The sequence below is a fragment of the Paractinoplanes toevensis genome (assembly GCF_018332695.1).
GTDB lineage: Bacteria > Actinomycetota > Actinomycetes > Mycobacteriales > Micromonosporaceae > Actinoplanes > Actinoplanes toevensis.
On the sequence record NZ_BOQN01000173.1, the window covers coordinates 1 to 26162 of the forward strand.

A 26162-nucleotide genomic window follows, 5' to 3' on the forward strand; every position below is an offset into this window, starting at 1 on the left:
CACCGGCCTGGACCCGGTCACAGCCGAGCGCGAGCAGTGGGACGACGGCAACAACACCCTGGCTATCGCGCCGCGGCTGTGCGTGGCCTACGAGCGCAACATCGAGACCAACGCCCAGCTCGAACGGGCCGGCATCGAGGTGGTCCGGATCAGCGGCTCGGAGCTCGGCGCCGGACCGGGGACATCTAAATAGACCGATCGCGGCGAGGATGCGGCTATGGCGGTTGTCTAGGTGCCGTTCTCGCTGAGCCGCACCGCCAGCGTTCGCGGGTCGGCGAGACAGACCTCGAAGTGGGCGGCCTGGCATCGACCGCCCGGCGCAGGTCCAGGGTTGAACGCCAACAGCGCACCAACATGCAGCCTGTCGCCTCGGCCCGTGCTCCGATCATCGCGGGAAGGTTCTCCGGTGGCACCGGATAGATCAGCGGCCGTCCGTAGCGGATCCGGCCGGCCGGCCCGCCCGCACCGTCGTCCAATTAGCCCTGGACTTCGCACATGGTTGTGAGCTGCCGCTATAGCCAGCGGGGTCGACGTTGAGCAGGGCGAGGAGTTGGGCTTGTAGCCAGCCTGGGTGTGGGACTTTGGGTGGTTGCCGGTCGTGTGCGGGGATGAGTCGCAGGTCGTGCAGGGCTTGCTGGATGAGTCGGGCGGCGGGTCTGACTGCTCGGTTGTCGAAGGCGTAGAAGCCGACCGTGGCGTGCTCCTCCCCGGCGCTGACGATCCCGGCCCACACGTTCCTGACGGACAGCGTCAGCCAGACGGATGGCTTCTCTTCGGCTGGGCACCGTTCTAGCCCCCCGTCATCTTCAGCAGCACCATTGCCGAGTGCCGACCGTGTGACGTGGTCGCCCCCGGTCGACACGACCTCACATCGGGCCGTGCCGACCGGGGGCATCTGTCCTGCTACCCGGAGCCACCCGATTAGATCGACGCAGGTGAATCGCTACCTCGGGAGGAGGTGCATGGTCGGTCATCAATTGTCAGCAGTCAAGTGGGCGGCTGCGAGCTTCGATAGTCGAGCCCTCTGGGCGGTAGCGTCGCATACCGATCAGCCGGTAACGTTCACCGGCACAGCGGCTGGGATGACGGCGGTAGGCGACGGGGCCTGTCGTGAGTTGTCGCGGGGTCCAGCTCCGTTCGAACTCTCGTCACCCTTGCGCGCATTAGCAATCACATCCGGATGAACTGGCTTGGCTCTCCGGTCAGGGTCGGTCGAACCGGTCGGCGCGCAGGGCATCGAGGAAGGTTCGCCACGATCCGTTGGTGAAGGACAGGGGTGCGGTGCCAGGCGACTTGGAGTCGGCGACTTCAACGTGGTCGTCGTACGCGCTGACCACGACACAGCTCTCGTTGTGGCACCCCGACGCGGTTCGAGTCCAGCGAGGCAGCGGTTTCTCCGTGCTCATTTGTTCTCCCGTTGATGTATCGCCAGCGAGGGACCCCGCAGTCAATTAGCTACCGCAGGAACGTGTACCCACCCGCGGAGCGACTGAGGACAGGGGTCAGCAAGGATCCGCAGTCTCGGTGGGGTAAGGAGAGAAGCACCCAGTGTATTTACTTTAACAGGCACTCACGTGTATTGGGGGTAACGCGTATGCGCATTCGCGACAATCGGCACACGGTCGCGGCGCTGCCAATGGCGGAAAGCCACAGTTCAGATGCCAATGGCGATCGTCCATTTTCAACATGCAACTTGCATGCTAGATTGATCATGCAAGTTGCATGTTTTTCAGAGGACGAGGGGCGGTAGGGCAATGGCTCAGGGGTGGGGGCCAACGACCAGTCGCCGACGGCTACGGCGCAAACTGCGGGAGCTCCGTGAGGGCAAGGGCTACTCCTACGAGGAGGTCCGCAGAGCGATGGAGTGGTCATTATCGAAGATAATCCGCATCGAAAGCGGTGGCGTGAGTCTATCCGCCACCGATCTGCGGAGCCTTCTTGGCCACTACGGGGTCATTGACTCCCGCGAGATCGACGACATGCTGGAACTCGCACGTGTATCACGACAGCGGCACTGGTCGAGCGCTTATCGCATGTACGCCAGTCCCGCTTTCCTTGATTTCCTGGGCTATGAGGATGATGCGGCATGTGTCAAACAATTCCATCCTCTCGTGATTCCTGGCCTGCTGCAGACCAAGGAATATGCCCACGCACTGATCAAAGGGATGCGCAGGCGCGCCACAACCGGCGAGATCGACGCTCGCGTCCAGCTACGACTCGCTCGCCAAGAGCATTTCTTCGGCGGCGCCGAACACCCTCGACTACAGGTCGTTGTTGACGAGTTCGCACTACGGCGGCCGGTAGGCGGGCGCGGCGTCATGCGCCGACAGCTCGATCACGTACTGGAATTGTCCGAACGTCCCGAAATCGAGCTCGCGGTGATCTCCGAGGACGTGGGATCGCATCCGGGACTACTCGGCGCATTTTCCTTGCTGACCTTCGAGTCCGACATGGACCCGCAGGTCGTTTACCTGGAGAACGCGCCGGACGACGTCGGCCTGATCGAAGACGAGAACGATGTCGCCGCCTATCGGGAGTCGTTCGCGGCCATAGTGGATATCAGCTTGCGGAAACGTGACGCTGTCGCGGTACTGACCAAGCTTCGCGACCTGCACGAGAAAATCGAGAAAGGTTGATCTGGCGAGCGATCCGGCCTGCCCCCGCGCCCCGAAGGGTTACCGAAGCGTTCGCGCGGCGGCGTTCGTGATCCGGCGCCGCTGGGAGCGGCTGGGCCTGCCTGCCGCCACGACGCAGTCGCGACGGCAGGCGTAGAGCACCACAACGCCGCCGTCCTGGGCCTGCCGGGCAGCGGCTTGCGCCCAGACGCCGACATTCAGGCACGCCAGTGCGGCACACAACGCGATCCACTCGTCGTGGCACGCTGGCGCTACCGCAATGACGGCAGCCGCCAAGGCCTGGACCGTTGCCGCCGCCAGGCGGCTCCGGCCGTCAACGCGGCGGCGACCCTCCCGGATCCGCCGCCTCGCGCCACGATCGCGCCGGGCCGCCTCCAACGTGAGCCGGCGCAGGCGTCTGGCCCGGCCGCGCCGCCGCACATCCGCCAATTGCGCATACGCGATCCGCGACTTCTTGTAAGCGCGCGTCTTCATGATGTCCTCATTTCTCGGTTCGGAGTGACTTCCATAGTTTCTCTGCCCATCCGTGAATCTGCAAGTGGCGATCTGCCACTTCCCATATGCAAGTTGCAGATTGCCTGGTGGGACGGTTGTCGTGTCGGATACGTGTCACGTGCCTTGACGCGACTGCCGGTGAATCCGCAGGCCACCCCGTGGCCCTCGTGGTGCGTCTGATTCCCCGGGCTGCCGTGTCCGGCCGAGCGTGGCCGCTGCCTGCGGGCTTCTGCCTCAGCAATGGCGGCCTGATAGGCATTGCCGAGACCACCTATCGGTGCGCATCTTCCCAAGCTGATCAGCCGATCGGCGGACTAAATGTGCGGCACCGCCGTCTCCCGTAGCGCCGGTGTACTCGCTCCGGCTGGCCGGGTACGCCGCTACCAACAGCCGTATCCCGGGCTGCGCTTGACCGTCGTGAGCGTCACATCCGGTGAGCCACCCACCTCTGCACATCAGTCGGATCAGCCCGTGCGGCCGTGTCCGGACTTCGCCTTCGCGGCAAGGCCGGACTCGGCCTTTTGCATCTGCGGCCGAGATAGAGGGGCAACACTGGTGATCAACATTCGCCTACGCACGCCGACGGCACGATCCTGTCGGGATCTCTCCGTGGGGACGGGGTCTCCGAGATCGTGCGCCAGCACGGCTTCCGCGCCTCGCGTGAGGCCGGCCTCTACATCCGGGGCAGCCGTGACCACGACGCCCAGCGCGCCCGGATCGACGCCGCCGCGAAAGCCCTGCGCGCGACCACTGGTTCGGCGTGACAGTGGAGATCGACGACCAGTGGCGGCCGGCCGCCGACCGCGAACAGGCCGCCGCGGAACGCGCCGACGAACGGGCCGGCCGCTACGACGAACGCGCGGGCGCGGCGGCCAGGCGCCGTGACACCCGCCAGCGCGCAGCCGGCCAGGTTCTCGATCAGATTCCGGTCGGGCAGCCGATGATGCCCGGCCACCACTCCTTCCGTGGTGACCGGGCCCGTCGCGACCGTGCCCTCGTCAATCTCGACAAGGCGATGGACGAGGACAAAAACGCATCGCGTCTAGCCGGGCGAGCGGACGCAGTCCGGGCGCACGCCGTGGGCCTGGAGCATCCGCGAGTGGTGATGCGCCGCATCGCCGCCGCAGACCGACCGCGTGACCGTCAAGGCGGCGCTAGCCGACTGGCTGCGCCCCCCAAGTGGTGCAGCTTCTGGGAAAAGAGCAGCGGCAACACGGGCCGCTCATCGCCCTGCGAATCACCCCCGGCTCTGGCTGGTGGGAGCTTGATGACCGAGCCCGCGCGGTCGCCGGAGCCCTGCAGAGTCGCCCGACGGACAAGCGTGGCCTGTGGCTCGGCCTGCAGCGGCACACCGTGACCCGCCGTGATTACCTGGACGGCATCGTCGAGCAACTCCAGCAGGCCGGCGCGCTCGACCGGCTCGAGGTGGTTGAGGATGCACTCGGCGAGTACGTTGCCAATGGCGAACTCATCGCCGCCGCCCTGATGGCTGGCTATCCCATGCGGTACGACGACGGGCCGAACGCTACGTTCGGGATGAGCCGTCGAGACGTCGAACGAGTCCGCAAGATGCGGGCTGCGGCCTAATTGCCATACGCGGGGCACAATGGTTGCCTCTTCTAATTAGCCCGCCTCCCGCCGTTGATCGTTGCGGTGGTGGGCGGGCTAGAAGGTAGTTCTGACGCTGGTCAGTTTCTCTGTTCGCGTTGTTGGGCAGCGCGGACTGTCCTGGTTAGTGCGTCCAGGTGCGAGCAGTGTTCGATGACCTGCTTGTCCAGGTCGCTGAGTGGTCCATAGCCGTTGAGGAACGCGTGTTGGAGGTCTGGGCGATGGTGCCAGGTGCGGGTGGCGAAGCGGACTAGGTCGCGGGCGGCAAGGTCGTACCGAGAGTGCTCAAAATCGATCGCGCTGATTCTGGGCGAGTCAGAGGTGCCCATCTTGCGCTGTTGATCCCGAGGCCGCTGTTCCCGTGGGCTCGGTGTGACGCACAGCAGGTTGCGGGGCGTGTAGTCGAGGTGGCAGGGGACGGCCGGAATGGGACCGAGGGTGCCCAGGGCGCGCAGGTGGGCGTGGATCTCGGCGCGTCGCTTGGCGGGTAGCAATGCCTGGGCCAGGGCGAGCCAGCGCTGGCCGCGTTCGGCCAGCCAGCCGGGTATGTCCTTGTCGGTGTCGGGAGGGGCGGCGTTGTGGAGGCGGCGCAACAGTTCACCAGCTTGGCGGTGCGCCTCGGCCTCGCACTGCTGCGTGAGCTGGGTTTCGGCGAGGGGTTGGCCAGGTAGGGCGCTGATCACGATGGCGGACGGTTGGTCGCTCGCGGCCAGCAGGCGAGGTGCCTGATCCTGTAGCGCCGGTGCCCAGTGGCGGTAGGCGTGTACCTCTTGCCGGTGGCGGTCGGGGCCGCGGTGAAGCTTGACGATGACCTCGCCAACGGTGGTTGCGGCCCTGAGGGTGACGGTGCCGTTGTGCCCGGCATGCACGGTGCGGGGCTCGGCGTGGGGGTCGACTAGCCGCCGGCAGAGGGCGAGCAGGACGTCGACCTCGTTCATCCGTGCGGGTTGGCGAGGTGGCGGGTGTCGTTGTGGGCGGCCAGCATCCAGACGTGTCGGTCGAACCGGTTGACGTGGTGCTGCCAGCGGGTGACGCCGGTGTGGTCGGTGACGAACCCGAGCCCGAGTCGGACTTCGGCCGGTAGTTGGAGCAGCAGGACGTGGGTGGCTTCGATGGTCTCGCCGTGGGCGGCGATGAGGATGCGTTGCCCGGCGTGCCGATCAAGGATTTGTTGTAGGGCGGTGGTTGCCCGTTTGAGGTACTGGTTCCAGGTTTCGGAGCCGGTGGCGTAGGGCCGGTCGGGGTTGTGTTGGGGTGGTCCTCCGAACGCGGTTTTGACTTCGTGCCAGGGGCGGCCATCGGCGTCGCCGTGGTCGGGGCCGCGCAGTGCGTCGACCACGGTGGCGGTGAGGGATAGGGCTTGGCCGATGATGGTTGCGGTGTCGCGTACACGGCGGCGTGGTGTGCCGTAGAACGCGTCGAAGGGGTGCTCGGCGTGTTCGTGAGTGAGGCGCAGGGCGAGGCGGTGTGCCTGTTCACGGCCTTGCGGGCTGAGGCCGGTGCAGCCGCGTTCACCGCCGACGGTGCCGGTGGCGTTGTTGTTTGCCTCGCCGTGTCGGGCGAGGACGAGTTCGGTGGTGACGGCCATGGTGTCTCCTTACCGGGGGTGGGGTACCGGGGTTGTCCAGGGGCGCACGGTGGGCCAGGAGTGCTGGTAGCCGTTGCGGTGCAGGTATCGGGCGGTGAGCCTGTGGTGGACCTCGGCGTAGTCGGCGAGCTGCGCGGGCGTGCACGAGTCGGCGGGGCCGCCGGCGGTCTCGACGCTGTGGGTGTACGCGGCCCGGGTCTGCTCGATCTGCGGGCCGGAGAGCAGGCCATAGGTCATGGCGGTGGAGACGACGAGCTTGGCCAAGTCGTAGCCGAACGGGGCCAGCGTGAGGTCATCGAAGTCGACCAGCGCAGGCCCGGACGTGGTGAGGATGAAGTTGCGTACGTTGGCGTCTTTGTAGGTGGCCGCTGGCAGGTGGGCGCAGGTCAGCCTGAGCTGGCTGAGGACGTGTCGGCGGCTGGTGCAGAAGTCCGGGATGGTGATGCCGCCGGTGGTGTCGAAGGGCCGGTCCAGGTGCGCGGCGTGCAATTCGCGGGCGTAGGCGCTGCCGTGCAATAGCCCGAGGGCGGCGGCCAGGTCGGGCAGGTCGGCTGGTTCGGGTGGGTGACCGTCGAGCTGTTCGAGCAGCAGGTGTGTGGCGGTGCTGGGGTACAGGTGGGGTAGCCGGACGCCGCTGTCGAGCTGGTGCAACCACCGCAGGTGTGATTGGGCGGCGACGCCCCGGGCGGGGTCGGTGTAGCGCTTGAGGAACACCGCCGGGCTCATCGGCGGGTCGCCACCAGGTACGTGACGGTGGATGTTGCCGTGACTGCGCAATCCGGGAGCCGGTCGCGGAGGGCGGCGGCCAGAGCTTTCGGGTCCGTCAGCGCAGGGCTGAGCTGGTACTTCGGGCAGGTGACCACATATTCGGCGAGGTGGTCGGCGTCGGCAAATCGGAAGATGTGTTGTTGATCGGTCCGACGGTTCAGGAGCAGGCCCGCCGTGGTGAGAACGGTTTCCGCGTTGGCGGTGTGGAAGCTCTGGTAGAGGCTCGGTCGTTGGGGTGCCCCGGGATCCAGGCCGCTGGTAGCGAGGGCAGTGTCGATCTCGTGGTAGCTGTTCGCCGATTTGGTGGTGACGATGATGGATCCGCCGGGCGTGAGGCAGCGGGCAATCACGGCGAGCGCCTGCTCGGGCTGGGCGGAGTGATAGAGGCAGAACGCCGCGACGGCCAGGTCGACGTCGGCGAGGAGCCCGTGTAGCCGGTGAAAGTCGGCGGTAACGAGCAGCGCCTCGCGGTTCTGGGCGCGTAGCCGGTCGGCGACGACCGCCAGCAGGGCCGAGGACTGGTCGACAGCGACGATGGTCGCTGACGGGTATTGGCGGGCCAGTGCGACGGTGGTGGTGCCCCGCCCGCATCCGATGTCGGCTACCCGGTCTGGGAACGGGTTGGTGGCTGCCGCCAGGGTCGTGATGGTGGCCGTGGCGTCCGCGCCGGTGGTCTTGGCTCGGTGCAGGGCGCTGGTGCGCTGGGCGAGCCGGTCCGCGGTGGCATAGAGAGGGCCTCGGATGAGGGCGGGGTCGGTGAAGGGCGCGCTCGGAGTGGACAAGGTCGCCTCCAGAGGGTCAGGGGCCAGGTTGGGCGGCGGTGTCGAGTTGGTGGAGGAACTGGTTGGCGCGCCTGCGGCTGGTGAATTGCAGGTAGCGCACGTGCCGGCCATGCTCGGCGAGCAGTTTGGTGACTCGGGGGCGCATGGTGCGCCGGTAGCCGAGGATGTATTTGACGAAGGACCAGGTGATGCGGTCGTAGACGCCGTCGGCGTGCTGGCCGCCTCGGTAGCGCCACCTGCGTTGGGCGATGCCCCAGAGACAGGTCCGGGCCGGTAGGTCGAGGAAGATCACCGTGTCGGCGCGGGCCAGCCGGATCGGCAGGGTAGAAGCGTAATTACCTTCGATGAGCCACCGTTCGGCGGCGACGAGTTCGTGTTGCAGGGCGGCGAACTTGTCCTGCGGGAGGGCATTCCAGCCTTCGTCGTAGAACAGCGCGTCGAGGTTGGTGACGGTCAGTCCGAGCCGGTCGGCGAGGCGGCGGGCGAGAACGGTTTTCCCGGAGCCGCCGCAGCCGATGATGGCGATTCTGTCCATGGACGGTAGCCCGGGTTGGGCGCCGGTGGGTGGAGGCCAGCCGCTCATCAGACGACACTGCCCGCGACGAGCTGGGATAACTGCTGGTCGACCACAGCGACCTGCCGGGACGCCCGGAAATGGTTCAGCCTTGCGAGGCAAGCCCGTAGCAGGGTGGTGTGTTCCTCGCTGCCGCCGATGGTGAGCAGATGTGCGATCTTGCGGGCTGCGTCGGCACCGTCGGCGACGTGCAGGCCGGATGGGGTGAAGGTGTCGGCGTCGCGGATGGTGGCGGGTGTCAGAGGTAGGCAGCCCGCCAGCACCGCCTCGAACAGGCGTTGCGTCATGTGCCCGACCTGCGCGTAGCGGTCCGGGAGCAGCAGCATGGTGCAGGTGGCTCGCCGGTACAGGCCGTCCACGGCGGTGAACGGCACCCGGCCGTGGAAGTTGACCTCGGGCCACCGCTGCGTCCGGGTCCACTTTCCGGCAACGAGATGCGGGAACGCGGCAGCGGCGGGGGCGAAGAAGTGGTCGAAGGGGTGGTCGCGGTCGTACTGGTTGCCGATGTAGACCAACGGGAGGTCACGGGCGCCGGTGGTGAGGGCGGCCGGGTCGGCGCTGTCGAGGGTGGCGTCGGCGACGGGGAACAGCAGCGTTGCCGCGCCCGGTGTGGGGTGCAATGCCGGCTCACACACCGCGACGTTGCGGAGATGGCGCCGGGGGTCGTCGGGCGGGAGTTGCCGGTCTTTGTCCCACAGCAGGGTGGGGACGCCGGCCGCGGTGTAATGGTCGAGGAGTTGCTGCTGGCGGTGCAGGTCGCAGGTGTGACCAGGGGTTCCGCACGCGGTGGTGTTGCGGCCCGCGATCGGCCAGCGCCACTCCAGGAACAGCGCGTCGATGGCCGGTAGGCCGGTGTCCCAGTGGTAGGAGTCGCTCAGGTCGAACCCGGCTTCGTCGTGGTCGCGGTTGGCTTGCAGGAACACGATGCGATGCCCGCGCTGGCGTACGCCGTCGATGAGGGTGCGGCGGTGGCTGCGTCCGCCGTCGGGGGTGTCGGTGACGCCATTGCCGAGGAAGCCCCAGAAGCTGTATCCGATCAGCACTTGCTCACCCACCATCCTTCGAGCATCAGTGCGTCGAGGCCGCTTTCGGTCAGGCAGTCCAGCGCCATGTCCGGGGTGCCACAGATGGGTTTGCCTTTGACGTTGAGCGAGGTGTTGATCAGGACCGGGTGGCCGGTGAGCGCGGCGAACTCGGTCAGTACCTCTGTCAGGAATGGGTTGGCGTCGGCGGTCACGGTCTGCACCCTGGCGGTGCCGTTGACGTGCACGATGGCTGGGATGCGCTCGCGGGTCAGGTCGGTCACGCCCGAGGCGATCGACATGTACGGGGCCGGCTGCGGCAGAGTGAAGTAGTCGGCCATGGCTGAGGCGAGCACGACCGGGGCGAACGGGCGGAACGGTTCGCGGAACTTCACGGTGTCGTTGAGCCGCTCGACCACGTCGGGTAGCAGCGGTGACGCCAGGATCGACCGGTTGCCCAGCGCACGGGGCCCGGCTTCCAGGTTGCCGCTGAACACCCCGACGGTGTGTCCTTCGGCCAGCTTCATGGCCACGTGCTTGGCCGGTGCCGCAGGCCGGTGGGCGGTCAGCCCCGGCCGTGGGTTCTCGGCCAGCACCAGCCTCGGATAGGCCGGGCCGAGGTAGCAGCGCCCGGTGACCCCGGTAGCCAGATGCCGGGTGTTGTCGAGGCTGGCGGCCAGGGCGGCGCCGATCGCGGTGCCGGAGTCGCCGGCTGCGGGCGGAACGTGGACCTCGTCGAAGATTCCGGCTTCGACAATTTTGCCGACGGCGACACAGTTGGCGGCGACGCCACCGCCGAGGCAGAGCAGCCGCAAGCCGGTCACGGAGCGGACGCGCCGGGCCAGGTGCACCATGACCTGCTCGGTCCGCTCCTGTAAAGCGGCGGCCAGGTCGGCGTGGACGGCCTCGACCTGAGCCGATGGATCTCGGGCCGGACAGGTAGCGGCAATGAATCCGGCACTTACGCGCGGGTAGTCGTGGGCCAGGACACGCAGCGGGAACCATCGTGGGTCCAGGGAGAATCCGCCATCGGTGATCGGGATGGCCTCACGCAGCAGTGCCCGGAAGCGGGTGGGATCACCGAGCGCGGCCAAGGCCATGACGGTGCCTTCTTCGTCGCCGCGGCGCCAGCCGAGGTGTTCGGTCACCGCTCCGTACGCGTAGCCGAGTGAGGCCGGATCGGCGATGTCCTCCACGATGGTTGTCCGGCAGCCGCCGCCGGCCAGGCGCCGGCCGCTGCCAAGGGTGGTGGTCTGTACTTCGCCGAGGCTGTCCACGACCAGTACGGCCGCCGCGTCGTAGCTGCTGGACGCGAAGGAGTACAAGCCGTGGGCGCGGTGATGCAGCACCGGCACCACCCTCGCCCGGCGAAAGCGGTCACGAAGGTCCGCCATGCGGCTGCCGAATCGGTCGTGGACCTTGCGGAAGCTCTCGGCTCGCGGTTGGGCCCGATCGCGCGTCGTGTCCCTCCCGGCGTACATCTCGGTGGCGGCCAGGGCGTCGAGGTAGCGGCGGCCGTCGAAGTTGTACGCGACCAGGCCCACCGAATGCGGGTCGACACCGGCGGTATCGAGCAGCCAGTTCACGGCTCGTTCGGGAAACGCGGCGGTGTGTTTGTCGCCGGTGAGGCGCTCTTCCTCGGCAAAGCCCACCAGTACGTTATCCACGAGCAGCGCGGCGGCGGAGTCATGGGTGTACGAGCACAGGCCCAGCACGACGTTGCCGGCGGTCATCAGAGACCCCCAGCGGTGGCGGCAGACAGAGAGGACAACCGGGTGAGACGGGTGTACCAGCCGCGAAGGGCTTCCCCCAGGTCGTCGTCGATACCCGCAGCGAGGGCACGCGCGGCCGGCCGGTCACCCGCATTCCAGACGCGGTAGCTGGCCAACAAGGCCGCCATATTGCGCCACGGGGCACCAGCGTCTTGGGAGACCGTGCTGTTGACCACCGATGTCAGGAAGTCGGTGAACCCGTCGGTGGGGGCGGACAGCGCCGCCATGACCGGCGACGGCTCTACCACCGATGCGGCCACCTCGGCGGCAGCCTGGTCGTGCTGGGCGTACAGGTGCAGCGAGTCGACATGGTGGTGATACGTGCCGACCTCGACGTTGAGCCAGCCGGCCATCAGCTCGTGGAGGATGGTCGCGGTGAACAGGTCGTACGGCAGGCCCAGCCACACGTCGTTGCTGCGCATCGTGGTGTGCATGTCGAGCCGCCCCCGCCGGACGAAGAAGCGGTAATTCAGGGTGCACGGCACGTCCCGGTGGCCCCGGGTATCGCGCTGTGGATCGTAGAGCTGGATGACCGCCTGCCGACTGTCCGGATCACGCATCAGCAAGCACCGGACATGCGCCAGCTGGTCGACCTCGTCATGCCAGCGACGCATCCGCGGCCCATAGGCGCCCTGGAGTCGGCCGTCGTCAGCGTATTGCTCGAGGGACCGGTTGTAGTTGAAGATCCACGGCTCGTCGGAGCCCGACAGAATCCACAACGCTTCGGCGACAGCGAACGCCGGGTTCAGCACCCGTGCCGGTGGCACCGCGATGAACCGGCGGCGAGGTTCGGTCAGCCGCAGATGAGCGCCAAGCACCTCGGTGGTCTGCATACCCCGAGGTGCCGTACGACGCCCCCGGGCCAGCACCTCACGGCACACCATCGCATATAGATCATTGGCCGATGCGGCGGTCAATGCGAGCACGTCGCCTCCTTCGGCCCGGTGATCATGGGTGGCGGTGCATAGGTGCGCAAAAGGTGCGGGGTCAATCCCCGCATCCATCCGGCGTGCCGCGTCATGCCGGTACGCAGATCTGTGCGCGGCTGATAACCGAGCAACAGCCGCGCCATGGACAGGTTGGCGGCGGTCGCTCGGACATCGCCCGGCTGCGCAGGCACCGCGGTCAGGGGCACCGGGTTACCGGTGACCTCTCGCGCCAGACCGATCACATCGATCATGGAGACACTGGACCCGCCACCGATGTTGATCACCGCTGCGGGGACGTCGACACCGGCCGCCGCAATGGTCGCCTCAACAACGTCGTCCACATACGTAAACTCACGTCGTTCGGTGCCATCTCCGAAGATCGTGTACTGCTCTCCGGTCAACGCCGCCGCCAGAATACGAGCGATCGCCATGTCCGGCCGCTGGCGCGGCCCGTACACCGTGAAGTACCTCAAGGCGGTCACCGAAAGCCGGCTGTCAGGCCGCTTCGCGTACGCCAAACAGATCTGCTCACCGGCAAGCTTCGTGACTCCGTACGGCGAGACCGGCATCGCTACGTCGTTCTCGGCACTCAGCGTGTCGACCATGCCGTAAACACTGGACGACGACGCGAACACCAGCTTCGGCGTTCCGGCCTCCCGGCATGCACGCAGCAGCCGCTCGGTCGCGACGACGTTAGAGGCGATGTAATCCTCAAATCCGGTCCAGGACGACCGGACACCCGGTACGGCAGCCAGGTGGAAGACGTACATGCAACCGTCCACGACCTCGTTCAGGTTCAGATCCGTGAGGTCGCCTTCGACCCAGGAAAAACGCGGATGATCGAGCACGTCGCCCAAGTGCAGGCGAGCGAGGGTCTGAGACCGCAGGCTGCGACGGTCAATGCCCACCACCTCACAGCCCCGGCCGAGCAGCGCCTCGACCAGATGTGAGCCGATAAAGCCTGCCGCGCCGGTGACGGCGACTTTCGTTCCTGGAGCAGCGATGCCGGTCATACGGGGACGCCTCTCTGCTAATGAATCGTGGGCGGCGCGGAAGTTTCAGTCGCCAAGAAGCTGGCAGTGCAGAACGTCTTTCACGACTTCGCCTCTCTTCCTTCGGTAGCTCTGAATCGGCGGCGTGGCTGGCGTCCACGGGACCGCATGGGTGAGGCCGGATTCGCCGACCAGGCGGCGGACAGTGTCGCCGGAGCAACCAAGCCTGGCGGCGATGGCGCACACGGAGTCGCCGGCCCAGTAGCAGACGGCGGCGACGCGTAGGCGTGGCCGCTGCTGGCCGGGAATGCGTACACGAGGACAGCGGGTCACGCCGACTCCCAGCGCCGGGCTTCGGCGCTCGGTGGGCCCAGTCGTTCGTCGGACGTCATGGCTCGTTGCTGCAGCGCTTCTCGGCTTCACGCCAGGCAACTGGATCAAATGTCCCGTCGCGCACAGCGGCGATGCGTGCCCGAAGTTCGGGATCACGGCGGACGCGCCACCGCCACCCGGAGACGTACTCCAGGTACGACCGGACACGAATCACCAGGATGTCGCGGCGACTCAACTGCAGCTGATCTGTGCGGAACAGCGAGTTCAAGATGCGTTCGGTCGGGTCGGTGAGGCCGGCGAAGGGGTCCGGCCGGTCCCGCGACTGTTCTCGCATACTCGATCTACCTGCCTCTCGGCGGTGCGGTGAGGCCCGGTCCGACCCTGCCCGTGGGGCGATGGTGCGCAGGGGGTGGCGCCAGACCGGGGTCATGGAGGGCGGACGCGGTCAGCGGCTGATCTTGGGCTTCAGCCGGCCGATCTGCTGGCGTGTCGCCGTGTCCAGCGATGAGGTGCGCGGTGGCATCGGGCAGGCGACGTCAGCGAGATGGCTGTGCGAGCAGCAGATTGCCGCGAGGACGGCCTGGCCCGTCTGCTTTCCCCGAGAGGCGGACCGGGGCCGGGAACCGGTGACCCAACGGCCGTCCCCGGTGAGGGCAACGATCGGTAACCTATGGGGCACGCCACCGCCAGCCGCAAGATCACCTTGTCAGCGGACGACATGCCCGCGACGCGACACCGCCGCTTGACGAAGGCCACGCACTCGCTCGCGGGGCTCATGGCCGGCTCGGTGGCGATTGTCCGTCGGGTTCCGCCGCCACGGTGGGGGCGGGCCAGCCCACAAGCAGGCGGAGCAGGGCGGCGACGATCGAGGGGCGTCGGCGCATGACGGTGTGCCATTGCGGCGGTCCGGACCGTTCGAAACCCCGAGCGATCAGCCCGGCTTCGAGGCCGGGCAGGTGGGCAAGCCCCCAGATCATCACCAGGTCTAGGTCGGTGCCGGCTGCGGCGGCCAGGGCGTGCTCGTTGCGGGCCTCTACCAGCACGTGCTGGAACTCGCCTGTCCCGGCTTTGAGGACGCTCTTGTCGGACGTCCACAGCCGGAAGTAGAGCGAGATGATCACGCGGAACAGGTTGAACCGCGTCTTGTTGGTGTCCGGCCAATCCATCATCCGCAGGTGCATGGCGGCGGCCTTGTGAGCGAGGACTGGCCCCAGCCGGCGGACGATCTGCAGGATGTCCAGGTCGACCACCCGCCAGCTGTCGGGGTAGGCAAGCCCTCCTTTCTGGTCGGTCCAGCCCAGTGCCGTGAGGCGGCGTCCCTCCCGCGCCTTCATCCGAACGAGCTGGTCCACGGCCTCGCGTTCCTGCGGGGTCATGTCCGCCTCGGGATCCGGGGGTCCGCTTGCCTCGCAGTGCACGACGGCGCCGTTGGCTTCGAGTTTGTCGATCACCTCACCCAGGTCTCGCCAGTAGTCGGGCTTGGCCAGGTGGTAGGTGCCGACCAGGGTGATCGTGCGGTCGGTGTCGGGGTGGGTGAACCGGCGTACCGCGGTTTGCACACGGCGACGGTGAACCCGGACATATTCGGCGGTCATGCGGTGAGTGCTCCTGAACAACAGAGAAGGGGTGATGCGGTCACGGAGGAGATCGGCGTGTTCACTAACGAAAAGGTGAATGCGGCTGACCGTGGTGGTCGCGGCCGTGGGTCGGCGGGTTTGGCGGGCAGGGCAGGGCGTGCTGCGGCGATGGCCGCCCCGTGAGCAGCCAGCTCGCGTCGGTGTCTCGGTAGTCGCCGACCAGCTGCCGTGCCCGCCGCACCACGTGCGGCAGGACGCCAAGCGTGGTCATGCTGGTGCTCCGTCCGCGCCGGGTCCGGTGGTTGCGGGGATGCGGGCGACGACGCCGTAGGCGACCGCCTCTTCAGCTTTGATCTGCGGTTGCGGGTGGCGGTGGGGATACCAGTCGACGGCCGATACCAGCCCCGGCGGCATCAGGTCGAGGCCGTCGAGCAGGGCACTGATCTGCGCGTGGCTGCGGGCCCGGAACGGGCCGTGCCCGGAGCCCGGCTCGGCCAGTTTGCTCAGCCGCCGTGCCTGATCGGCCGGCAGCGGATCGAACGTCACATGCGATACCGCGAGGTACGAGCCCGCCGGTAGGGCCTGGATGATCCGGTTGAGGGCGTGCGCGGCGTGCTGATCGTCGTCGACGAAGTGCAGCACCGCGAGCAGCAGAACGGCGACCGGCTGGGTGAAGTCGATCAGCCCCCGCACCTGCGGGTCGCTCAGGACCGTGTCGATGTCGTCGAGGCCACCCTCGACGAATCGGATAGCACCGTCCGGGTGACTGACGAGCATGGCTCGGGAGTGGACGGCCACCATTTCGTCGGGGTCGACGTAGACGACCACGCTGTCCGGGCTGACCGTTTGGACGATCTCGTGGACGCTCGGCGTGAAGGGCATGCCGCAGCCGATATCGATGAACTGCCGGACACCGCAATCGTCGGCCAGGAAGTGCACGACACGCTGCAGGAACCAGCGAAGTTCCGCGGCGGCCTTCCCGACCGAGGGCAGCTGCTCACGGATTTGCTCGGCGGAGTCCCGGTCCGGGGCAAGGTTGTCCTTACCGCCGAGCAGGGCATCGTAACGGCGTGCCGGTGCCGGACGGGAAGCGTCGAAACGCCAGTCAGGTGCGCTCATGACGGCTTCCCCTCGCGCCCGTCGGTGCGAGGCCCGGGGTTCATGGCCGCTGCCCGCCGGGCCAGCAGTGATCGCTGTTGCCCTGATGTGACCGCAGTGGCGCCGTCGAGCAGGGCGTCGAGGCGTGCGGCGCACACCTCGTGGTGCTCGTCGGGCTCCGGTTCCAGCACGTACGTGCCGGCCAGCAGCCGGAAAAGAGGGCCACCGGGCTGGTAGAGCGTGGGCAGCTCGCTGCGCACCACGGTGGCTTCGACGACACGTCGGCAGGCGTTCAGCATCGCCGTGTAGGCGACGGTGCAGACGATCGCCAGCTCAGGGTGCTCTAGCTGGTAGACGCGGGCGTCGTTTAAGGCGTCATCGATCTCGCGGATGGCTTGCCCGCACCGGCCGACCGCATGCAGGTCAGCGGCGAGAGCGATCCGCGCATCGACGTCGCCGGTATCGGCCGGTTGCCGGCCGCGCAGGTCGAGCAGTTCCCGCCAGACGGGGATGGCCTGCTCGTGATGACCCTCGAACCGCAACGTCTCGGCGTAGCTGCGAGTAGCCCGCACGAGGCGGCCGGGGTCGGGCTGGTCGAGCTGCTGGACCGCGTGGTAGGCGTAGCGGGCCCACGGTAGCCACCACTGTGCGTACGTCAGGTCCTGTCCGACGAGCGCTGCCGCCATATCGATCAGCTGCACCTCGGGTGCCGCTCTGGCGGGATCCAGGCTGGTCAGCCGGTGCAGGATCGCTGCTGCATCGAGGTTGGTGTTCGGGTCGGGTGCCATTGCGTTCACTGGTTCTCCGTTGACGCGGCCGGGGCGAGGTTGTCTTTGCCACAGGGTTACGCGTTGGTGGCGGCGCAACCGTGCCGCAACAGCGGTGGTGCGCTTGTCGGTCATGGCAGGAGCCGCCTGATCGTGGGCGAAGCGGGCAGGAGCGGGAGCTAGAACACGGCGGTGGCGAGGTCACCCACGGCGGTGCGCATGCAGTCGGCCAGGTGCGGTACGACGGCGAGTGGGCTGGCGGGTCCGGCGTTGGCCGGTATCGCCCGGGTGATCTGGCGCAGGATTTTCCCGGCGTCGCTGGTGGCGTAGGGGGTGACCAGCATGGTGTGCAGGTTCAACGCACCGACCAGAGCACACAGGCAGTCGATGGCCGGGCTGGCGGGGCGTTCGTAGTAGACGAGCCGGTGGTTGAGTTCGCTTTTGTTCCAGCTCAACCCGGCCGGGTCGGCGAGCTGGTAGCGGCTGGAGCGCAGGACCCGCCGGTGTTCGACCACCACCCCGGCGGCGACCAGCGCCGCTTGAGTGCGCTGATACAGCCGCACGTACGGGTGGTGCTGGTCGGTGGGTAGGTCCGCGCGGGCGGCGCGTAGCACGTCGGACAGCCGTGGGGTGTCGTCCCCGATGGCTCGCCACGTCCCGGCGGTGATCGGGTCCAGGTGGGCGGCTGCGCCCCGCCGCCCGGTCTGCTGCTGGTGCAGACGGCCGCCGTCGACGACGATCCAGGAGCCCAGCAGCAGGTCAACCAGGACGGCGGCCATCAACCCGATCTCCAGCGCGCCGGGGTGCAGCAGCGGTTGCAGGTCGCCCCGGTCGTCGTGGGCGAGCAGCCATAGCCGTTCCCGGAGGGTGCCGATCTCCACCCGGCTCATGGCCTGCCGCCCAGCGCCCGCAGCCGCCGGTGTGCGCCCCGGTACGGTTCGGCGCCGTAGAGCAGGCTTTTGTCCAGGCTGGCGGCGATGGTGTATTGCTTGTCGACCATGTTCCCGATCCGGGCGGTGCCGGCCTGCGAGAGCAGTTGGTAGGCGTCGAGCTGGTCTAGGCCGGTCAGGTCGGCAAGGAGGCCGATCAGGTCGGCGTGGGCGCTGCGGTAGGCGTCGTCCAGGGGCCGGGCGATCCCGATCGACGCCAGCTGGGTGTCGGTCTCCAACCGGGGCAGGCTGGTCGGGACATCGGCGATGACCTCGACGGTCAGGGTGACGTCCATCGGCACCTCGACCGCGACGCCGCACAACTCGCCCTCACCTTGGCGGGCGTGGCCGTCCCCGACCGCGAGCAGGGCACCGTCGATCCCGACCGGCAGATACAGGGTGGCTCCCGCGGTGAGCAGTGGGGTGTCGAGGTTCCCGCCGTGCACGCCGGGCACGATGGACATGCGTACCTCGCCGGCCGCCGGCGCGACGCCGATGGTGCCCAGCATCGGCTGCAACGCCAACTCGGCGGTGTAGTCGCCGTTGGAAGCGGTGAATCCGACCGTGCCGTTGGCGGCGTCGATGCGGTACTGCCAGACCCGCTCTTCGAGGGCTGGGTGCAGCATCGCGGTGGTCGGCGTGCCGGTCAGCGCCCCGAAGTGCGGGAATGTCGCGGACCACCCCACCTCACCTACCGGGGTCAGGTCGACCAGGTGCACGGCGAGGGTGTCACCCGGCCGGGCACCGTCGACCCAGAGAGGTCCGGTGACCGGATTCAGGTAGGGGAACTGGCACACCTGCGACGGCAGGTCGTCGGTGGAGGTGACCTTCCCGCCGAAGCAATCCCAGGTGCGCAGCCTGACCAGTTCGCCGGGATAGATGGTGGCGACAGGTTCCCGGCCGCCGAAGGTGTAGCCGACCGTGGCCGGGGTGGCATCGAGGAACAGCGGATCGTCAGGCACGGTGCGCCGCCCTCGTCGCTGCTCTGTCCACTGTGTTTGCGGGGTCGTCCTCCGCGATGGTGTCGGTGAGGCCGGCCAGGCGAGGCCGCCGCCCGCTGGCGGCCATGACGGCGAGGATCAGCAGACCGCCGCCGAGCCATACGAAGCCGAGCCGCTGCGCCAGGACATTGGCGTTGACGATCACTACGACCAGGATGGCGATCCCGGCCAGCGGGAGAACCCAGGACCGGAACCAGCCCGCGACCTTCTCCTGGCCGGGTCGCAGGTTACGGGCCAGCACCGACAGGTTCACCACGATGAACGACAGGATGGCGCCGAAGTTGACCAGGCTGGCCATCAGGCTGATCCCGTCGTCGCGGGCCGCCATACACAGGCCCAGAGCCAGCGAAACGGCAGCCGTCAGAAGGATCCCGTTGGTCGGCACCGACCGCCGTGTCGACACCTTCGCCAGGAAGGCGGGCAGTTGCCGGTCGCGGGCCATCGCATACAGCAGCCGGGAGGTAGCGACCTGGGCCACCATGTTGTTCGCCAAACCCCACGACAACGCGGTAGCCAGAGCGGTCAGGGTGGCCAGCCACGGCCCGGCCGCCACCCGGGCCGTGTCATAGAACGCCGTCCCGGCCGGATCCCCGTCCGCGATCAGTTTCCCCGGATCCTCGACCAGCAGACCAGCCACGAACGTCTGCGCGATGAACAACACCCCGGTCAGACCGAGCGCGGCGATCTGTGCCCGCCCCACCTGCCGGGCACCACCCTTCGCATCCTCGGCCAACGTTGACAGGGCATCGAAGCCGAGGAAGGACAGCATGCCCACCGACACCGCCGCCGCGACCACCCCGATCTGGAACTGGCCGCTGGTGTAGAACGGTTCCCACGAGAACCCGCGGCCCGCTCCCGACGCCAAGGCCAGCAGACCGGCGACAAGGTAGACGGCCAGGACGGCGAGCTGGCCGATCAGGAAGACTTTGTTCACCAGGCGAGTGGTCTTGATACCGCGCAGGTTGAACACGACGTTGACCACCACGAACACCGCAACCCACACCCACAGCGGGACACCGGGCCCTACCGCCGTCATGCTCGCCGCCGCGACCAGCGACAACAGGCCCGGCACCAGGATGTAGTCCAACAGGACCGTCCACCCGGCCAGGAACCCCGCCGACGGGGCGATCGCCCGGCCCGCGTAGGCGTACACCGAACCGGCGGTCGGATACGCCCGGGTCATCACCCCGTAGGCGGAAGCTGTCACCATCATCGCGACCATCCCGACCACATACGCCAGAGCCACCATCCCGGCGGATGCCTGGAACACGCTGCCGAAAATCCCGAACGGCGCGATCGCCACCATGTAGATCAACCCGTACACCAGCAGATCACCGAAACTCAGCGACCGCTGCAACTCAGGCGTATAACCAAACCGCCGCAAACGACCGACGTCGTCGAGACCGACCGCAGTCATCAGAGGACTGCCCTTCCTATCGAGGGGTCAACAAGAACGAAAATCAGGCTGGAGGGGAATGGCTGGGCGCATAGACGCCCGGGGCAGGTATGCGATGCGCCCAGCCCGAACACCCTGTCGCAGGCGTGTCAGGCCAGAACATGACCGGGCGGGTTAACTACCTCGGCGCCGGCCTTCGGATCTGTCGCGGATTCAGCCGTTGAAACAAGAGCCGAAGTTGGAAGTCGATCTCATGCCGACCAAACCTCCCGTTCTGCCAAGGCGTTTCCGCCGTTGAACGCTGCGGGGTCAAGCTATGGCTGCGCGGAGGTGGCTCTCAACGAATGTGCTCAAACTTGCTCGATCAACTTCTGTCGTGATCTAGCCGGTCGATGGCAGAGGTGATCGCGGCCCGCGCTTCTCGGCCGAAGACTGCCTGGCCGGACAGATCGCGGAAGATGTCCTTGTAGAGCTTCAGCTCGTGTGGCTGCGTGATGGTCAGGTGTCCGCTGACCAGCTCCACGTTGACCTGCTTCTCGTCGAACATCCAAAACCCCTCGACCGGCCATGTCCGCGAACGGTCCGTGCCGAGGGGAATGATTCCGAGGGAGACCGACGGCAATGAGCTCACCGCGAGAAGATGGCCCAGTTGACCAGCCATCACCTCGGCTCCGCCGATCGGGAAGCGCAGGACGCTTTCCTCAAGCACGATCGCGAAGCGGTGGTCGCCCTCGCCGACTACATGCTGCTTGTCCACGCGTACCTGCACCGCGGCCTCGACATCGTCGAGCAGGCCGCGACGTAGACGCAGGCCGTCCAGGAGTGCGGCGATGTAGCCGCGTGTCTGGATCGGACCCGGGATGAGGCGTGGGTTGTAGATGTGGAAACTTCGCGTCCGCTCCCACAGTGGAACGACTACTTCCTGCGCACGACGCAGACCAGTCGACTCCATGCGCCGCCACTCGACGAACATTCCCTCCACGGCGCGCAACGAGGCGACGAACTCCGCGGTCTGCTCCGGAACGCCGCTGCATAGGCACCAGGTGCGAATATCATCAGGGGACGGTTGGATGCGGCCGTACTCGATCCGGCTGACCTTCGACTCGTGCCACCCTGCTCGTTTCGCCAAGGCCCGACCGGTGAGGCCCGCGTCGATACGGACCTCACGCAGGCGGGTACCCAGCGCGGCGAGCGCCTGTTGCGCGCTTGACGACTGCGATTTCATCTACCTGGAAGGGCGCTGCCCTTCACCCTCGGCTGGAACCGCTCGTGCGGTATAGCTCGGTTCCAGACCGCCTCGAATGCTGACAGGCACAGCTTCAGGACGGCGGGGTCATCTGTCATCTCGTGTTCGGTGGACTTGCCGTCGCCGTCGAAATGGCCGATGCGTACACGGTCTTCGTCGAACACCCAGAAGTCGTTGCCGGGCAACGCGATGTCCGTCGCTTCCCTGCGGGGAAGCCAACGAATCTCCTCGCCGGCGGCGACGTTGGTAAAGGTGCCGTCGTACTCGAACCGGATGTATTCACTGACCGGTTCACTGATGATCCTGGCCCGCTGGATCCGAACGCCACGACCCGCGACATCAGCGACGACGTCCAGCCAGGGGCGCCACCAGGTAGAGCGGTCGTGGTTAGGGTCATCGCCGCTTCCCTGCTGCCATGCGAGGAACATGGGATCGTCCCGGTCGTACCCGTCGCGCATCTCTAGATGGATCGCCGAATGGTCACATGACCGCAGCAGCTCCTGAATGCTAGGAACGACCGCCATCAGCAACCTCCGGGAAGAACTGGGTCATATATCGCGGGATCTCCACCACCGTCTCGTGCTCCGGCAGACCGAGTTGGCTCAGCCGCTCCTGGTCAGTGACCTTCAGTCCCTGAACGAGGTACGTGTCGCGGTCGGTGTCGCGGTAGATCGTCGCCGAGTCTCCGTCGGGGCTACTCGGGTCTTTGCCGAGGAACTCTAGTGCCATAGCGTGATGCCTCCCTAGCGCCTTGCATGAACTTGCTCGGACACCGGCATGGTGTCGCGATGCTTACCTTCCGTCAATCTGTTGCTACACGACGTGCTTAAGGTCGATCCACGGGATCGGCGCGTTTGGTGACGGCGCCCTGGGCTCGACGGTGTTTGCGTTGACCTACCTCGCCGGTCAGCGCGGCCTGACGGACGATCCCTTCGGCTTGCAACCGTCGTTGCAGCAATCCGTAGGAGGCTCCCAGCGACCCGGCCGGCACGCGGATGGACTTCGCTTCGAGTAACGGTGAGCCAGTTCTTCTACCGTGATACCGAGATCGACCGGCGGTTTGCCCGTCCGGACCCGTGCAGAAGGTGGCTCGCCGTGCGCTGCAATGTGTGGCCTGCCCGCGTCGTTCGCGTCGGCCCCGCCGGTTCAACCGCGGGCACCTCGGGCTGTTGATCGGACGTCGCCTCTGTATCGATGGGGTGGCCTCGGATGAGGAAGAAGCCCAACTCGGCATCGGTCGCCGCGTCCAGCACCGCCCCCAACGCGGTCCGGCAGTGCGCCGACGGGCCACCGATGCCGGCCGCGCTCGAACGCCGCGATGTGCTGCGCGTTGATCCCGAACGCGCGTCCCGCGTGCTCGAACAGGTTCGCGGCGACCGCCTCGGCCAACTTCTGCCGCGACATCGGCCCGTCCTGATCCCGACGGCGACAACCGCGCCTGCCAGGCAGCACGTAATAGGTCTTTTCGGACCCCTGTGATACGCCACCGCCGTATGCCCGTCCTTGGGTATGAAGGTGGCGCGTAGGCGGGGCCGGGTTTGGTGGTGCGCGCACCTCCGCAGTTGTGCCCGAACCCCCGCCCCGGCACCGCCTACGCGGTGACCGTTGTCGTTGTCGTGCTGCCGGTTGCTGCAATGTCTGCTGGTGGCGCGGGGCGCAGCCCGTCCGCGCACACGAAGATTTCGCGGCGCTTGATCACGTCACCGTCTGGGCTGAGTTGGACGCCGTCCAGCCACACCCACCCGGCATAAGCGGACTGGGCCGTCACCGCGATAACCCGGAACCGGAACCCGTTCCCCCGGTCGAACTGCACGCTTGCCTCGGGACCGACGAACACCACATCGTCCGGTTCCGGCCACCTGTTCGGCCGTGGAGCCCGGCTATCGGCCTTCGGCCGGCTCACCTGGTCCACGTCCGCCGGTCGAGGCCCGCGCCCGCGCTGGGTGTCCAGCGCGGACGGATGATGCGCGACGGGCAAGGTGCTGCATGCCGGTCCAACACCGCCTGCGCCACGGCGGCGCGAATACTCACGCGGCATCACGTTCACCACCGCCGATCGTCCGGCTACAAGCCCGCAGGATGGCCTTCACGCCATCGTCCAGCCGGTACTTCCCGAGATAGTCATCCATCTCGGTGACCTTGCGCCGGTAGACGTTGAACTGATCTCCCACGCTCGCATGTAGGTAGCCCAGATATTCGCTGCGATGAGTGACGCTGTACCCGCCCATGGTCGAGACGGTCAGCACGGCGCCAGCGATCTCAAGCCGTTGTCCGGGAACCCGGCGCTCCATTGTTCACCCCCTGACACGCCAAACAGCCGAGGCTTGTGCCACAGGCGGAGCAGAACTCCAGGTGAGAGGGCTTGATCCAGAGACCGGCCACGATGCCGACTATCAGCGATGCGATGACGATGATCGGGATCATCTGTCACCTCCAGGAGTGAAGGTCATTCTGAATGTCGCGAACCGGACGTCCCCAACAATCAGCCGTTGTGGACACACTAACTTGGACGGTCCATTTTAAGAAGGGCATGACGCACGTCCAGACCCGCCGGTTCACAGCGGAAAGCGGTGACCACGCATAATGGGCCAACTCGCATGGGAGGAGATGATGGTGGCCACCAACCCGACGGTCCAACGGCGCCGGCTCGGCATAGCCCTACGCAGGGCGCGTGAAGCGGCGAGCAAGACGCGCGAGGAAGCAGCGGGCGAGATCGACGCCGCTCCGTCGAAGATCACGCGCATCGAGCAAGGGCAGTCCGGGTTGCGTCTTACGGATCTTGGCATCCTGCTCAACCTGTACGGCGTGAGCGGCCCCGAGGCCGAATCGATGAAGGAGATGGCCAGGGCCGGTCGGCAACGCGGACGCTGGTCCGCCTACCGCGAGTCCCTACCCACGTGGTTCAGGCAGTACATCGACCTTGAATCCGATGCGTCCGAGATCCGCTGGTATCAGACGGAGATCATGCCCGGCATTCTCCAGATCGAGTCCTACATCAGGCCGATCATGGCTGCCGGTCCGAGAACGGACCCCGACGAGCTTGAGCGACAGGTTCAGGTCCGGCTCCAGCGTCAAAGCTCGTTGGACGAGTCCAACGCTGCCGACCTGAACTTCATCCTCAGCGAGTCCGCACTACGGCGCACGGTCGGCTCCACAGCAACAATGCGTGACCAACTCGCCTTCCTGATCGAGGTCTCCAAACGCTCGAACGTCACCCTTCAAGTGCTCCCGTTCAGCGCTGAGACTTACGCGATCTCATCGTTCCCGTTCATCATCCTGCGGTTCAACGACGATGCGACCTCTGACACCATCTACACGGAGGACTACCGCGACGCCGTATACCTGGACCGCCCGGACGACGTGAAGGCGTACTCTCGGCTATGGGGCGAACTGCAAGCCGCAGCCCTCGGAGCTGTAGAATCTCGCAGGCTCATCGCCAAGATCGCCGACCAAGTGAAGGAAAGTGGGTCATGAACACCCCAGACCCGACCCGCCTCAAGTGGCGGAAGTCGACTCATTCCGACGGCAACGGCGGAAGCTGTGTCGAGGTGGCCGACCTCACCGACGGTGGCGCAGCCGTTCGCGACACGAAGGACAAGGGCGCTGGCCCCATCCTTTGGTTCACGGCTGCCGAGTGGGATGCGTTCCTCGGCGGTGTCAAAGACGGCGAGTTTGACCAGTAAGGTCAAACAACACCCAGCCCCGAAGGGGCAGGGCTCCGAGACTATGCGCCAAAGCCAAGACGGCGCGAAGATCGATCCAACATGACAGCCCCTCTCCGGAGGGGCTTTCTTGTGCTCAGGTGATGTGGCCCGTAGCTAGCGGGCTCCCCAGTCGTCGGATGAGGTGGGTGCCACTGTCCCCGACCGAGTCACTGTCGCGCCGCGACTGGGTGTTCCGCACGGCCCACAGCTTCCACCGCGAGCACGACCACCTCTTCCCGCGCCCGAACTCCGTGATCGACGGCATCAACGTGTGCCACGCGCTGGACATTGCGCGCCGGCGATACCGCGGACACCTACTGAGTAGCAAGACGATCGCCTGCTGGAACAGCCTCGGCATGATCTGGAACCCCGCCGAGGTCGACCTTGCCTGGGGCCTCACCGCGTGTCGCCGCTACCGCGCGCGGGAAGGTCACCTGAGGCCCCCTCCCGGGCACTACGAGATCGGGATCCCCCTCGACGTCTGGCTCACCGCCCGCCTCCAACGCGCCGAGATCGGCCACCTCGACCCCACCGAACACGAACAACTCGTCAACATCGCACCCGAACTGTTCAACCGATGACAGGCAAAGGCATCCCCTGGGCCAGGGTCAGCCACCGGCGTGCCTCCGCCGGATCACCCTGCCCGATTTCCAGCCGGCCGAGTTTTGCGCAGCGTTGGGGACAGCATCGGGGTGGCCTGTGCCGACAGCGTGGGTGTACCACTGGCTGTCGACGGCGGCTTGAGACTAGTCCACCGTTGACACTGGCGGGCCTGCACCACGTTGCCCTGGCTCTTCTCCAACAGCCCGAGGTGGTACATGGCCTTGGGTGCGGCGCTTCGCTTGGGGACGACGGCAGGGCCACGCGGCGCTTCGTGCCGTTTTCCGGCCCTATCGGAGCCCCTCGGAGGTGCCGACGGTCGATTTGGGTCCGTAACGCGAACGG

At 67.0% G+C, this 26162-nt stretch carries 31 protein-coding genes and 1 pseudogene; 8 read left to right on the forward strand and 24 right to left on the reverse strand.

Annotated features, from left to right (window positions below; all coding sequences use genetic code 11):
- Window positions 1–193 (forward strand): arginine deiminase family protein (locus Ato02nite_RS48710; RefSeq protein WP_246608210.1); only part of this gene is annotated, 193 nt, incomplete at its 5' end.
- 1009 nt (window positions 194–1202) lie between these two features.
- On the opposite strand, the gene Ato02nite_RS48715 is transcribed toward Ato02nite_RS48710, so the two are convergent.
- Entirely contained in the window at window positions 1203–1406 is a 204-nt protein-coding gene (locus Ato02nite_RS48715) for a DUF397 domain-containing protein (protein ID WP_213013556.1), read from the reverse strand.
- Between the two features lie 348 nt (window positions 1407–1754).
- On the opposite strand from Ato02nite_RS48715, the gene Ato02nite_RS48720 reads away from it, so the two are divergent.
- Window positions 1755–2636 (forward strand): DUF5753 domain-containing protein, encoded by an 882-nt coding sequence (locus Ato02nite_RS48720; RefSeq protein ID WP_213013557.1) that lies wholly within the window; start codon window positions 1755–1757, stop codon window positions 2634–2636.
- Between the two features lie 39 nt (window positions 2637–2675).
- Here Ato02nite_RS48720 and Ato02nite_RS48725 read toward each other — a convergent pair whose 3' ends face one another.
- Window positions 2676–3110: a hypothetical protein gene (locus tag Ato02nite_RS48725; protein ID WP_213013558.1), complete on the reverse strand. Its 435-nt coding sequence runs from the start codon at window positions 3108–3110 to the stop codon at window positions 2676–2678.
- A 653-nt stretch (window positions 3111–3763) separates the two neighbouring features.
- Here Ato02nite_RS48725 and Ato02nite_RS53170 point away from each other — a divergent pair.
- The 3 genes and pseudogenes from Ato02nite_RS53170 (at window position 3764) to Ato02nite_RS52370 (ending at window position 4718) form a co-directional block, all read left to right on the forward strand.
- Window positions 3764–3895, forward strand: coding sequence for a hypothetical protein (locus Ato02nite_RS53170; protein ID WP_369076939.1), 132 nt, complete (start codon window positions 3764–3766; stop codon window positions 3893–3895).
- 2 nt (window positions 3896–3897) lie between these two features.
- Window positions 3898–4203 (forward strand): annotated as a pseudogene (locus tag Ato02nite_RS53175) (DUF3560 domain-containing protein); the annotation flags it as partial.
- A 107-nt stretch (window positions 4204–4310) separates the two neighbouring features.
- The gene (locus Ato02nite_RS52370; RefSeq protein ID WP_246608212.1) at window positions 4311–4718 is read left to right on the forward strand and encodes a hypothetical protein; all 408 of its coding nucleotides are present in this window, start codon (window positions 4311–4313) and stop codon (window positions 4716–4718) included.
- A gap of 101 nt (window positions 4719–4819) precedes the next feature.
- Here Ato02nite_RS52370 and Ato02nite_RS48740 read toward each other — a convergent pair whose 3' ends face one another.
- From Ato02nite_RS48740 to Ato02nite_RS48845, 22 genes are all read right to left on the reverse strand, one after another.
- Window positions 4820–5677 (reverse strand): aminoglycoside phosphotransferase family protein, encoded by an 858-nt coding sequence (locus Ato02nite_RS48740; protein WP_213013561.1) that lies wholly within the window; start codon window positions 5675–5677, stop codon window positions 4820–4822.
- Entirely contained in the window at window positions 5674–6327 is a 654-nt protein-coding gene (locus Ato02nite_RS48745; RefSeq protein WP_213013562.1) for a histidine phosphatase family protein, read from the reverse strand. The genes Ato02nite_RS48740 and Ato02nite_RS48745 overlap by 4 nt, the downstream gene beginning before the upstream one ends.
- Window positions 6328–6336: 9 nt before the next feature.
- Window positions 6337–7053 (reverse strand): phosphotransferase, encoded by a 717-nt coding sequence (locus Ato02nite_RS48750; RefSeq protein WP_213013563.1) that lies wholly within the window; start codon window positions 7051–7053, stop codon window positions 6337–6339.
- The gene (locus Ato02nite_RS48755; protein WP_213013564.1) at window positions 7050–7877 is read right to left on the reverse strand and encodes a class I SAM-dependent methyltransferase; all 828 of its coding nucleotides are present in this window, start codon (window positions 7875–7877) and stop codon (window positions 7050–7052) included. Before Ato02nite_RS48755 ends, Ato02nite_RS48750 begins: the two co-directional genes overlap by 4 nt.
- 16 nt (window positions 7878–7893) lie before the next feature.
- A complete protein-coding gene (locus tag Ato02nite_RS48760) occupies window positions 7894–8412 on the reverse strand; it encodes a P-loop NTPase family protein (RefSeq protein WP_213013565.1) in 519 nt (172 codons plus the stop codon).
- Window positions 8413–8459: 47 nt separating this feature from the next.
- Window positions 8460–9509, reverse strand: coding sequence for a glycosyltransferase family protein (locus Ato02nite_RS48765; RefSeq protein WP_213013567.1), 1050 nt, complete (start codon window positions 9507–9509; stop codon window positions 8460–8462).
- Window positions 9488–11206, reverse strand: coding sequence for a carbamoyltransferase family protein (locus Ato02nite_RS48770; protein ID WP_213013568.1), 1719 nt, complete (start codon window positions 11204–11206; stop codon window positions 9488–9490). Before Ato02nite_RS48770 ends, Ato02nite_RS48765 begins: the two co-directional genes overlap by 22 nt.
- Entirely contained in the window at window positions 11206–12171 is a 966-nt protein-coding gene (locus tag Ato02nite_RS48775; protein WP_246608213.1) for a thymidylate synthase, read from the reverse strand. The genes Ato02nite_RS48770 and Ato02nite_RS48775 overlap by 1 nt, the downstream gene beginning before the upstream one ends.
- On the reverse strand, window positions 12159–13187 hold the full coding sequence (locus Ato02nite_RS48780) for an NAD-dependent epimerase/dehydratase family protein (RefSeq protein WP_213013570.1): 1029 nt from the start codon (window positions 13185–13187) through the stop codon (window positions 12159–12161). The genes Ato02nite_RS48775 and Ato02nite_RS48780 overlap by 13 nt, the downstream gene beginning before the upstream one ends.
- A gap of 367 nt (window positions 13188–13554) precedes the next feature.
- Window positions 13555–13833 (reverse strand): hypothetical protein, encoded by a 279-nt coding sequence (locus Ato02nite_RS48785; RefSeq protein WP_213013571.1) that lies wholly within the window; start codon window positions 13831–13833, stop codon window positions 13555–13557.
- Between the two features lie 439 nt (window positions 13834–14272).
- Window positions 14273–15058 (reverse strand): hypothetical protein, encoded by a 786-nt coding sequence (locus tag Ato02nite_RS48790; protein ID WP_213013572.1) that lies wholly within the window; start codon window positions 15056–15058, stop codon window positions 14273–14275.
- A gap of 100 nt (window positions 15059–15158) precedes the next feature.
- Window positions 15159–15347, reverse strand: a complete 189-nt coding sequence (locus Ato02nite_RS48795; protein WP_213013573.1) for a hypothetical protein — start codon at window positions 15345–15347, stop codon at window positions 15159–15161.
- The gene (locus Ato02nite_RS48800; RefSeq protein WP_213013574.1) at window positions 15344–16195 is read right to left on the reverse strand and encodes an SAM-dependent methyltransferase; all 852 of its coding nucleotides are present in this window, start codon (window positions 16193–16195) and stop codon (window positions 15344–15346) included. Before Ato02nite_RS48800 ends, Ato02nite_RS48795 begins: the two co-directional genes overlap by 4 nt.
- Window positions 16192–17076, reverse strand: a complete 885-nt coding sequence (locus Ato02nite_RS48805) for a hypothetical protein (protein WP_213013575.1) — start codon at window positions 17074–17076, stop codon at window positions 16192–16194. Before Ato02nite_RS48805 ends, Ato02nite_RS48800 begins: the two co-directional genes overlap by 4 nt.
- 44 nt (window positions 17077–17120) lie before the next feature.
- A complete protein-coding gene (locus tag Ato02nite_RS48810; RefSeq protein ID WP_213013576.1) occupies window positions 17121–17831 on the reverse strand; it encodes a GPP34 family phosphoprotein in 711 nt (236 codons plus the stop codon).
- Window positions 17828–18832, reverse strand: coding sequence for an acetamidase/formamidase family protein (locus tag Ato02nite_RS48815; RefSeq protein ID WP_213013577.1), 1005 nt, complete (start codon window positions 18830–18832; stop codon window positions 17828–17830). Before Ato02nite_RS48815 ends, Ato02nite_RS48810 begins: the two co-directional genes overlap by 4 nt.
- Entirely contained in the window at window positions 18825–20288 is a 1464-nt protein-coding gene (locus Ato02nite_RS48820; protein ID WP_213013578.1) for an APC family permease, read from the reverse strand. The genes Ato02nite_RS48815 and Ato02nite_RS48820 overlap by 8 nt, the downstream gene beginning before the upstream one ends.
- A 343-nt stretch (window positions 20289–20631) precedes the next feature.
- Window positions 20632–21492, reverse strand: a complete 861-nt coding sequence (locus Ato02nite_RS48825; protein WP_213013579.1) for a helix-turn-helix domain-containing protein — start codon at window positions 21490–21492, stop codon at window positions 20632–20634.
- Window positions 21489–22037 carry a DUF6879 family protein gene (locus tag Ato02nite_RS48830; RefSeq protein ID WP_246608214.1) on the reverse strand — a complete coding sequence of 183 codons (549 nt, stop codon included), beginning with the start codon at window positions 22035–22037 and terminating at the stop codon, window positions 21489–21491. Before Ato02nite_RS48830 ends, Ato02nite_RS48825 begins: the two co-directional genes overlap by 4 nt.
- Window positions 22021–22242 (reverse strand): hypothetical protein, encoded by a 222-nt coding sequence (locus Ato02nite_RS48835; protein WP_213013580.1) that lies wholly within the window; start codon window positions 22240–22242, stop codon window positions 22021–22023. Before Ato02nite_RS48835 ends, Ato02nite_RS48830 begins: the two co-directional genes overlap by 17 nt.
- A gap of 862 nt (window positions 22243–23104) precedes the next feature.
- Window positions 23105–23563, reverse strand: a complete 459-nt coding sequence (locus Ato02nite_RS48840) for a hypothetical protein (protein ID WP_307854327.1) — start codon at window positions 23561–23563, stop codon at window positions 23105–23107.
- Window positions 23541–23804 (reverse strand): hypothetical protein, encoded by a 264-nt coding sequence (locus Ato02nite_RS48845; protein WP_213013581.1) that lies wholly within the window; start codon window positions 23802–23804, stop codon window positions 23541–23543. Before Ato02nite_RS48845 ends, Ato02nite_RS48840 begins: the two co-directional genes overlap by 23 nt.
- Before the next feature lie 322 nt (window positions 23805–24126).
- Here Ato02nite_RS48845 and Ato02nite_RS48850 point away from each other — a divergent pair, with 322 nt between their 5' ends.
- From Ato02nite_RS48850 to Ato02nite_RS48860, 3 genes are all read left to right on the forward strand, one after another.
- Window positions 24127–24987 (forward strand): helix-turn-helix domain-containing protein, encoded by an 861-nt coding sequence (locus Ato02nite_RS48850; protein ID WP_246608215.1) that lies wholly within the window; start codon window positions 24127–24129, stop codon window positions 24985–24987.
- A complete protein-coding gene (locus Ato02nite_RS48855; RefSeq protein WP_213013583.1) occupies window positions 24984–25196 on the forward strand; it encodes a DUF397 domain-containing protein in 213 nt (70 codons plus the stop codon). The genes Ato02nite_RS48850 and Ato02nite_RS48855 overlap by 4 nt, the downstream gene beginning before the upstream one ends.
- A gap of 158 nt (window positions 25197–25354) precedes the next feature.
- On the forward strand, window positions 25355–25798 hold the full coding sequence (locus Ato02nite_RS48860; RefSeq protein WP_213013584.1) for a helicase associated domain-containing protein: 444 nt from the start codon (window positions 25355–25357) through the stop codon (window positions 25796–25798).
- The last annotated feature ends 364 nt before the right edge of the window (window positions 25799–26162 follow it).

Excerpts from the sequence above, each read along its gene's own strand:
- Ato02nite_RS48715 (WP_213013556.1), bottom strand. The coding sequence starts at position 1,406 with ATGAGCACGGAGAAACCGCTGCCTCGCTGGACTCGAACCGCGTCGGGG.
- Ato02nite_RS48720 (WP_213013557.1), top strand. The coding sequence starts at position 1,755 with ATGGCTCAGGGGTGGGGGCCAACGACCAGTCGCCGACGGCTACGGCGC.
- Ato02nite_RS48725 (WP_213013558.1), bottom strand. The coding sequence starts at position 3,110 with ATGAAGACGCGCGCTTACAAGAAGTCGCGGATCGCGTATGCGCAATTG.
- Ato02nite_RS48740 (WP_213013561.1), bottom strand. The coding sequence starts at position 5,677 with ATGAACGAGGTCGACGTCCTGCTCGCCCTCTGCCGGCGGCTAGTCGAC.
- Ato02nite_RS48745 (WP_213013562.1), bottom strand. The coding sequence starts at position 6,327 with ATGGCCGTCACCACCGAACTCGTCCTCGCCCGACACGGCGAGGCAAAC.
- Ato02nite_RS48750 (WP_213013563.1), bottom strand. The coding sequence starts at position 7,053 with ATGAGCCCGGCGGTGTTCCTCAAGCGCTACACCGACCCCGCCCGGGGC.
- Ato02nite_RS48760 (WP_213013565.1), bottom strand. The coding sequence starts at position 8,412 with ATGGACAGAATCGCCATCATCGGCTGCGGCGGCTCCGGGAAAACCGTT.
- Ato02nite_RS48765 (WP_213013567.1), bottom strand. The coding sequence starts at position 9,509 with ATGGTGGGTGAGCAAGTGCTGATCGGATACAGCTTCTGGGGCTTCCTC.
- Ato02nite_RS48770 (WP_213013568.1), bottom strand. The coding sequence starts at position 11,206 with ATGACCGCCGGCAACGTCGTGCTGGGCCTGTGCTCGTACACCCATGAC.
- Ato02nite_RS48780 (WP_213013570.1), bottom strand. The coding sequence starts at position 13,187 with ATGACCGGCATCGCTGCTCCAGGAACGAAAGTCGCCGTCACCGGCGCG.
- Ato02nite_RS48785 (WP_213013571.1), bottom strand. The coding sequence starts at position 13,833 with ATGCGAGAACAGTCGCGGGACCGGCCGGACCCCTTCGCCGGCCTCACC.
- Ato02nite_RS48795 (WP_213013573.1), bottom strand. The coding sequence starts at position 15,347 with ATGACCACGCTTGGCGTCCTGCCGCACGTGGTGCGGCGGGCACGGCAG.
- Ato02nite_RS48800 (WP_213013574.1), bottom strand. The coding sequence starts at position 16,195 with ATGAGCGCACCTGACTGGCGTTTCGACGCTTCCCGTCCGGCACCGGCA.
- Ato02nite_RS48805 (WP_213013575.1), bottom strand. The coding sequence starts at position 17,076 with ATGACCGACAAGCGCACCACCGCTGTTGCGGCACGGTTGCGCCGCCAC.
- Ato02nite_RS48810 (WP_213013576.1), bottom strand. The coding sequence starts at position 17,831 with ATGAGCCGGGTGGAGATCGGCACCCTCCGGGAACGGCTATGGCTGCTC.
- Ato02nite_RS48820 (WP_213013578.1), bottom strand. The coding sequence starts at position 20,288 with ATGACTGCGGTCGGTCTCGACGACGTCGGTCGTTTGCGGCGGTTTGGT.
- Ato02nite_RS48825 (WP_213013579.1), bottom strand. The coding sequence starts at position 21,492 with ATGAAATCGCAGTCGTCAAGCGCGCAACAGGCGCTCGCCGCGCTGGGT.
- Ato02nite_RS48830 (WP_246608214.1), bottom strand. The coding sequence starts at position 22,037 with ATGGCGGTCGTTCCTAGCATTCAGGAGCTGCTGCGGTCATGTGACCAT.
- Ato02nite_RS48835 (WP_213013580.1), bottom strand. The coding sequence starts at position 22,242 with ATGGCACTAGAGTTCCTCGGCAAAGACCCGAGTAGCCCCGACGGAGAC.
- Ato02nite_RS48845 (WP_213013581.1), bottom strand. The coding sequence starts at position 23,804 with ATGGAGCGCCGGGTTCCCGGACAACGGCTTGAGATCGCTGGCGCCGTG.
- Ato02nite_RS48855 (WP_213013583.1), top strand. The coding sequence starts at position 24,984 with ATGAACACCCCAGACCCGACCCGCCTCAAGTGGCGGAAGTCGACTCAT.
- Ato02nite_RS48860 (WP_213013584.1), top strand. The coding sequence starts at position 25,355 with ATGAGGTGGGTGCCACTGTCCCCGACCGAGTCACTGTCGCGCCGCGAC.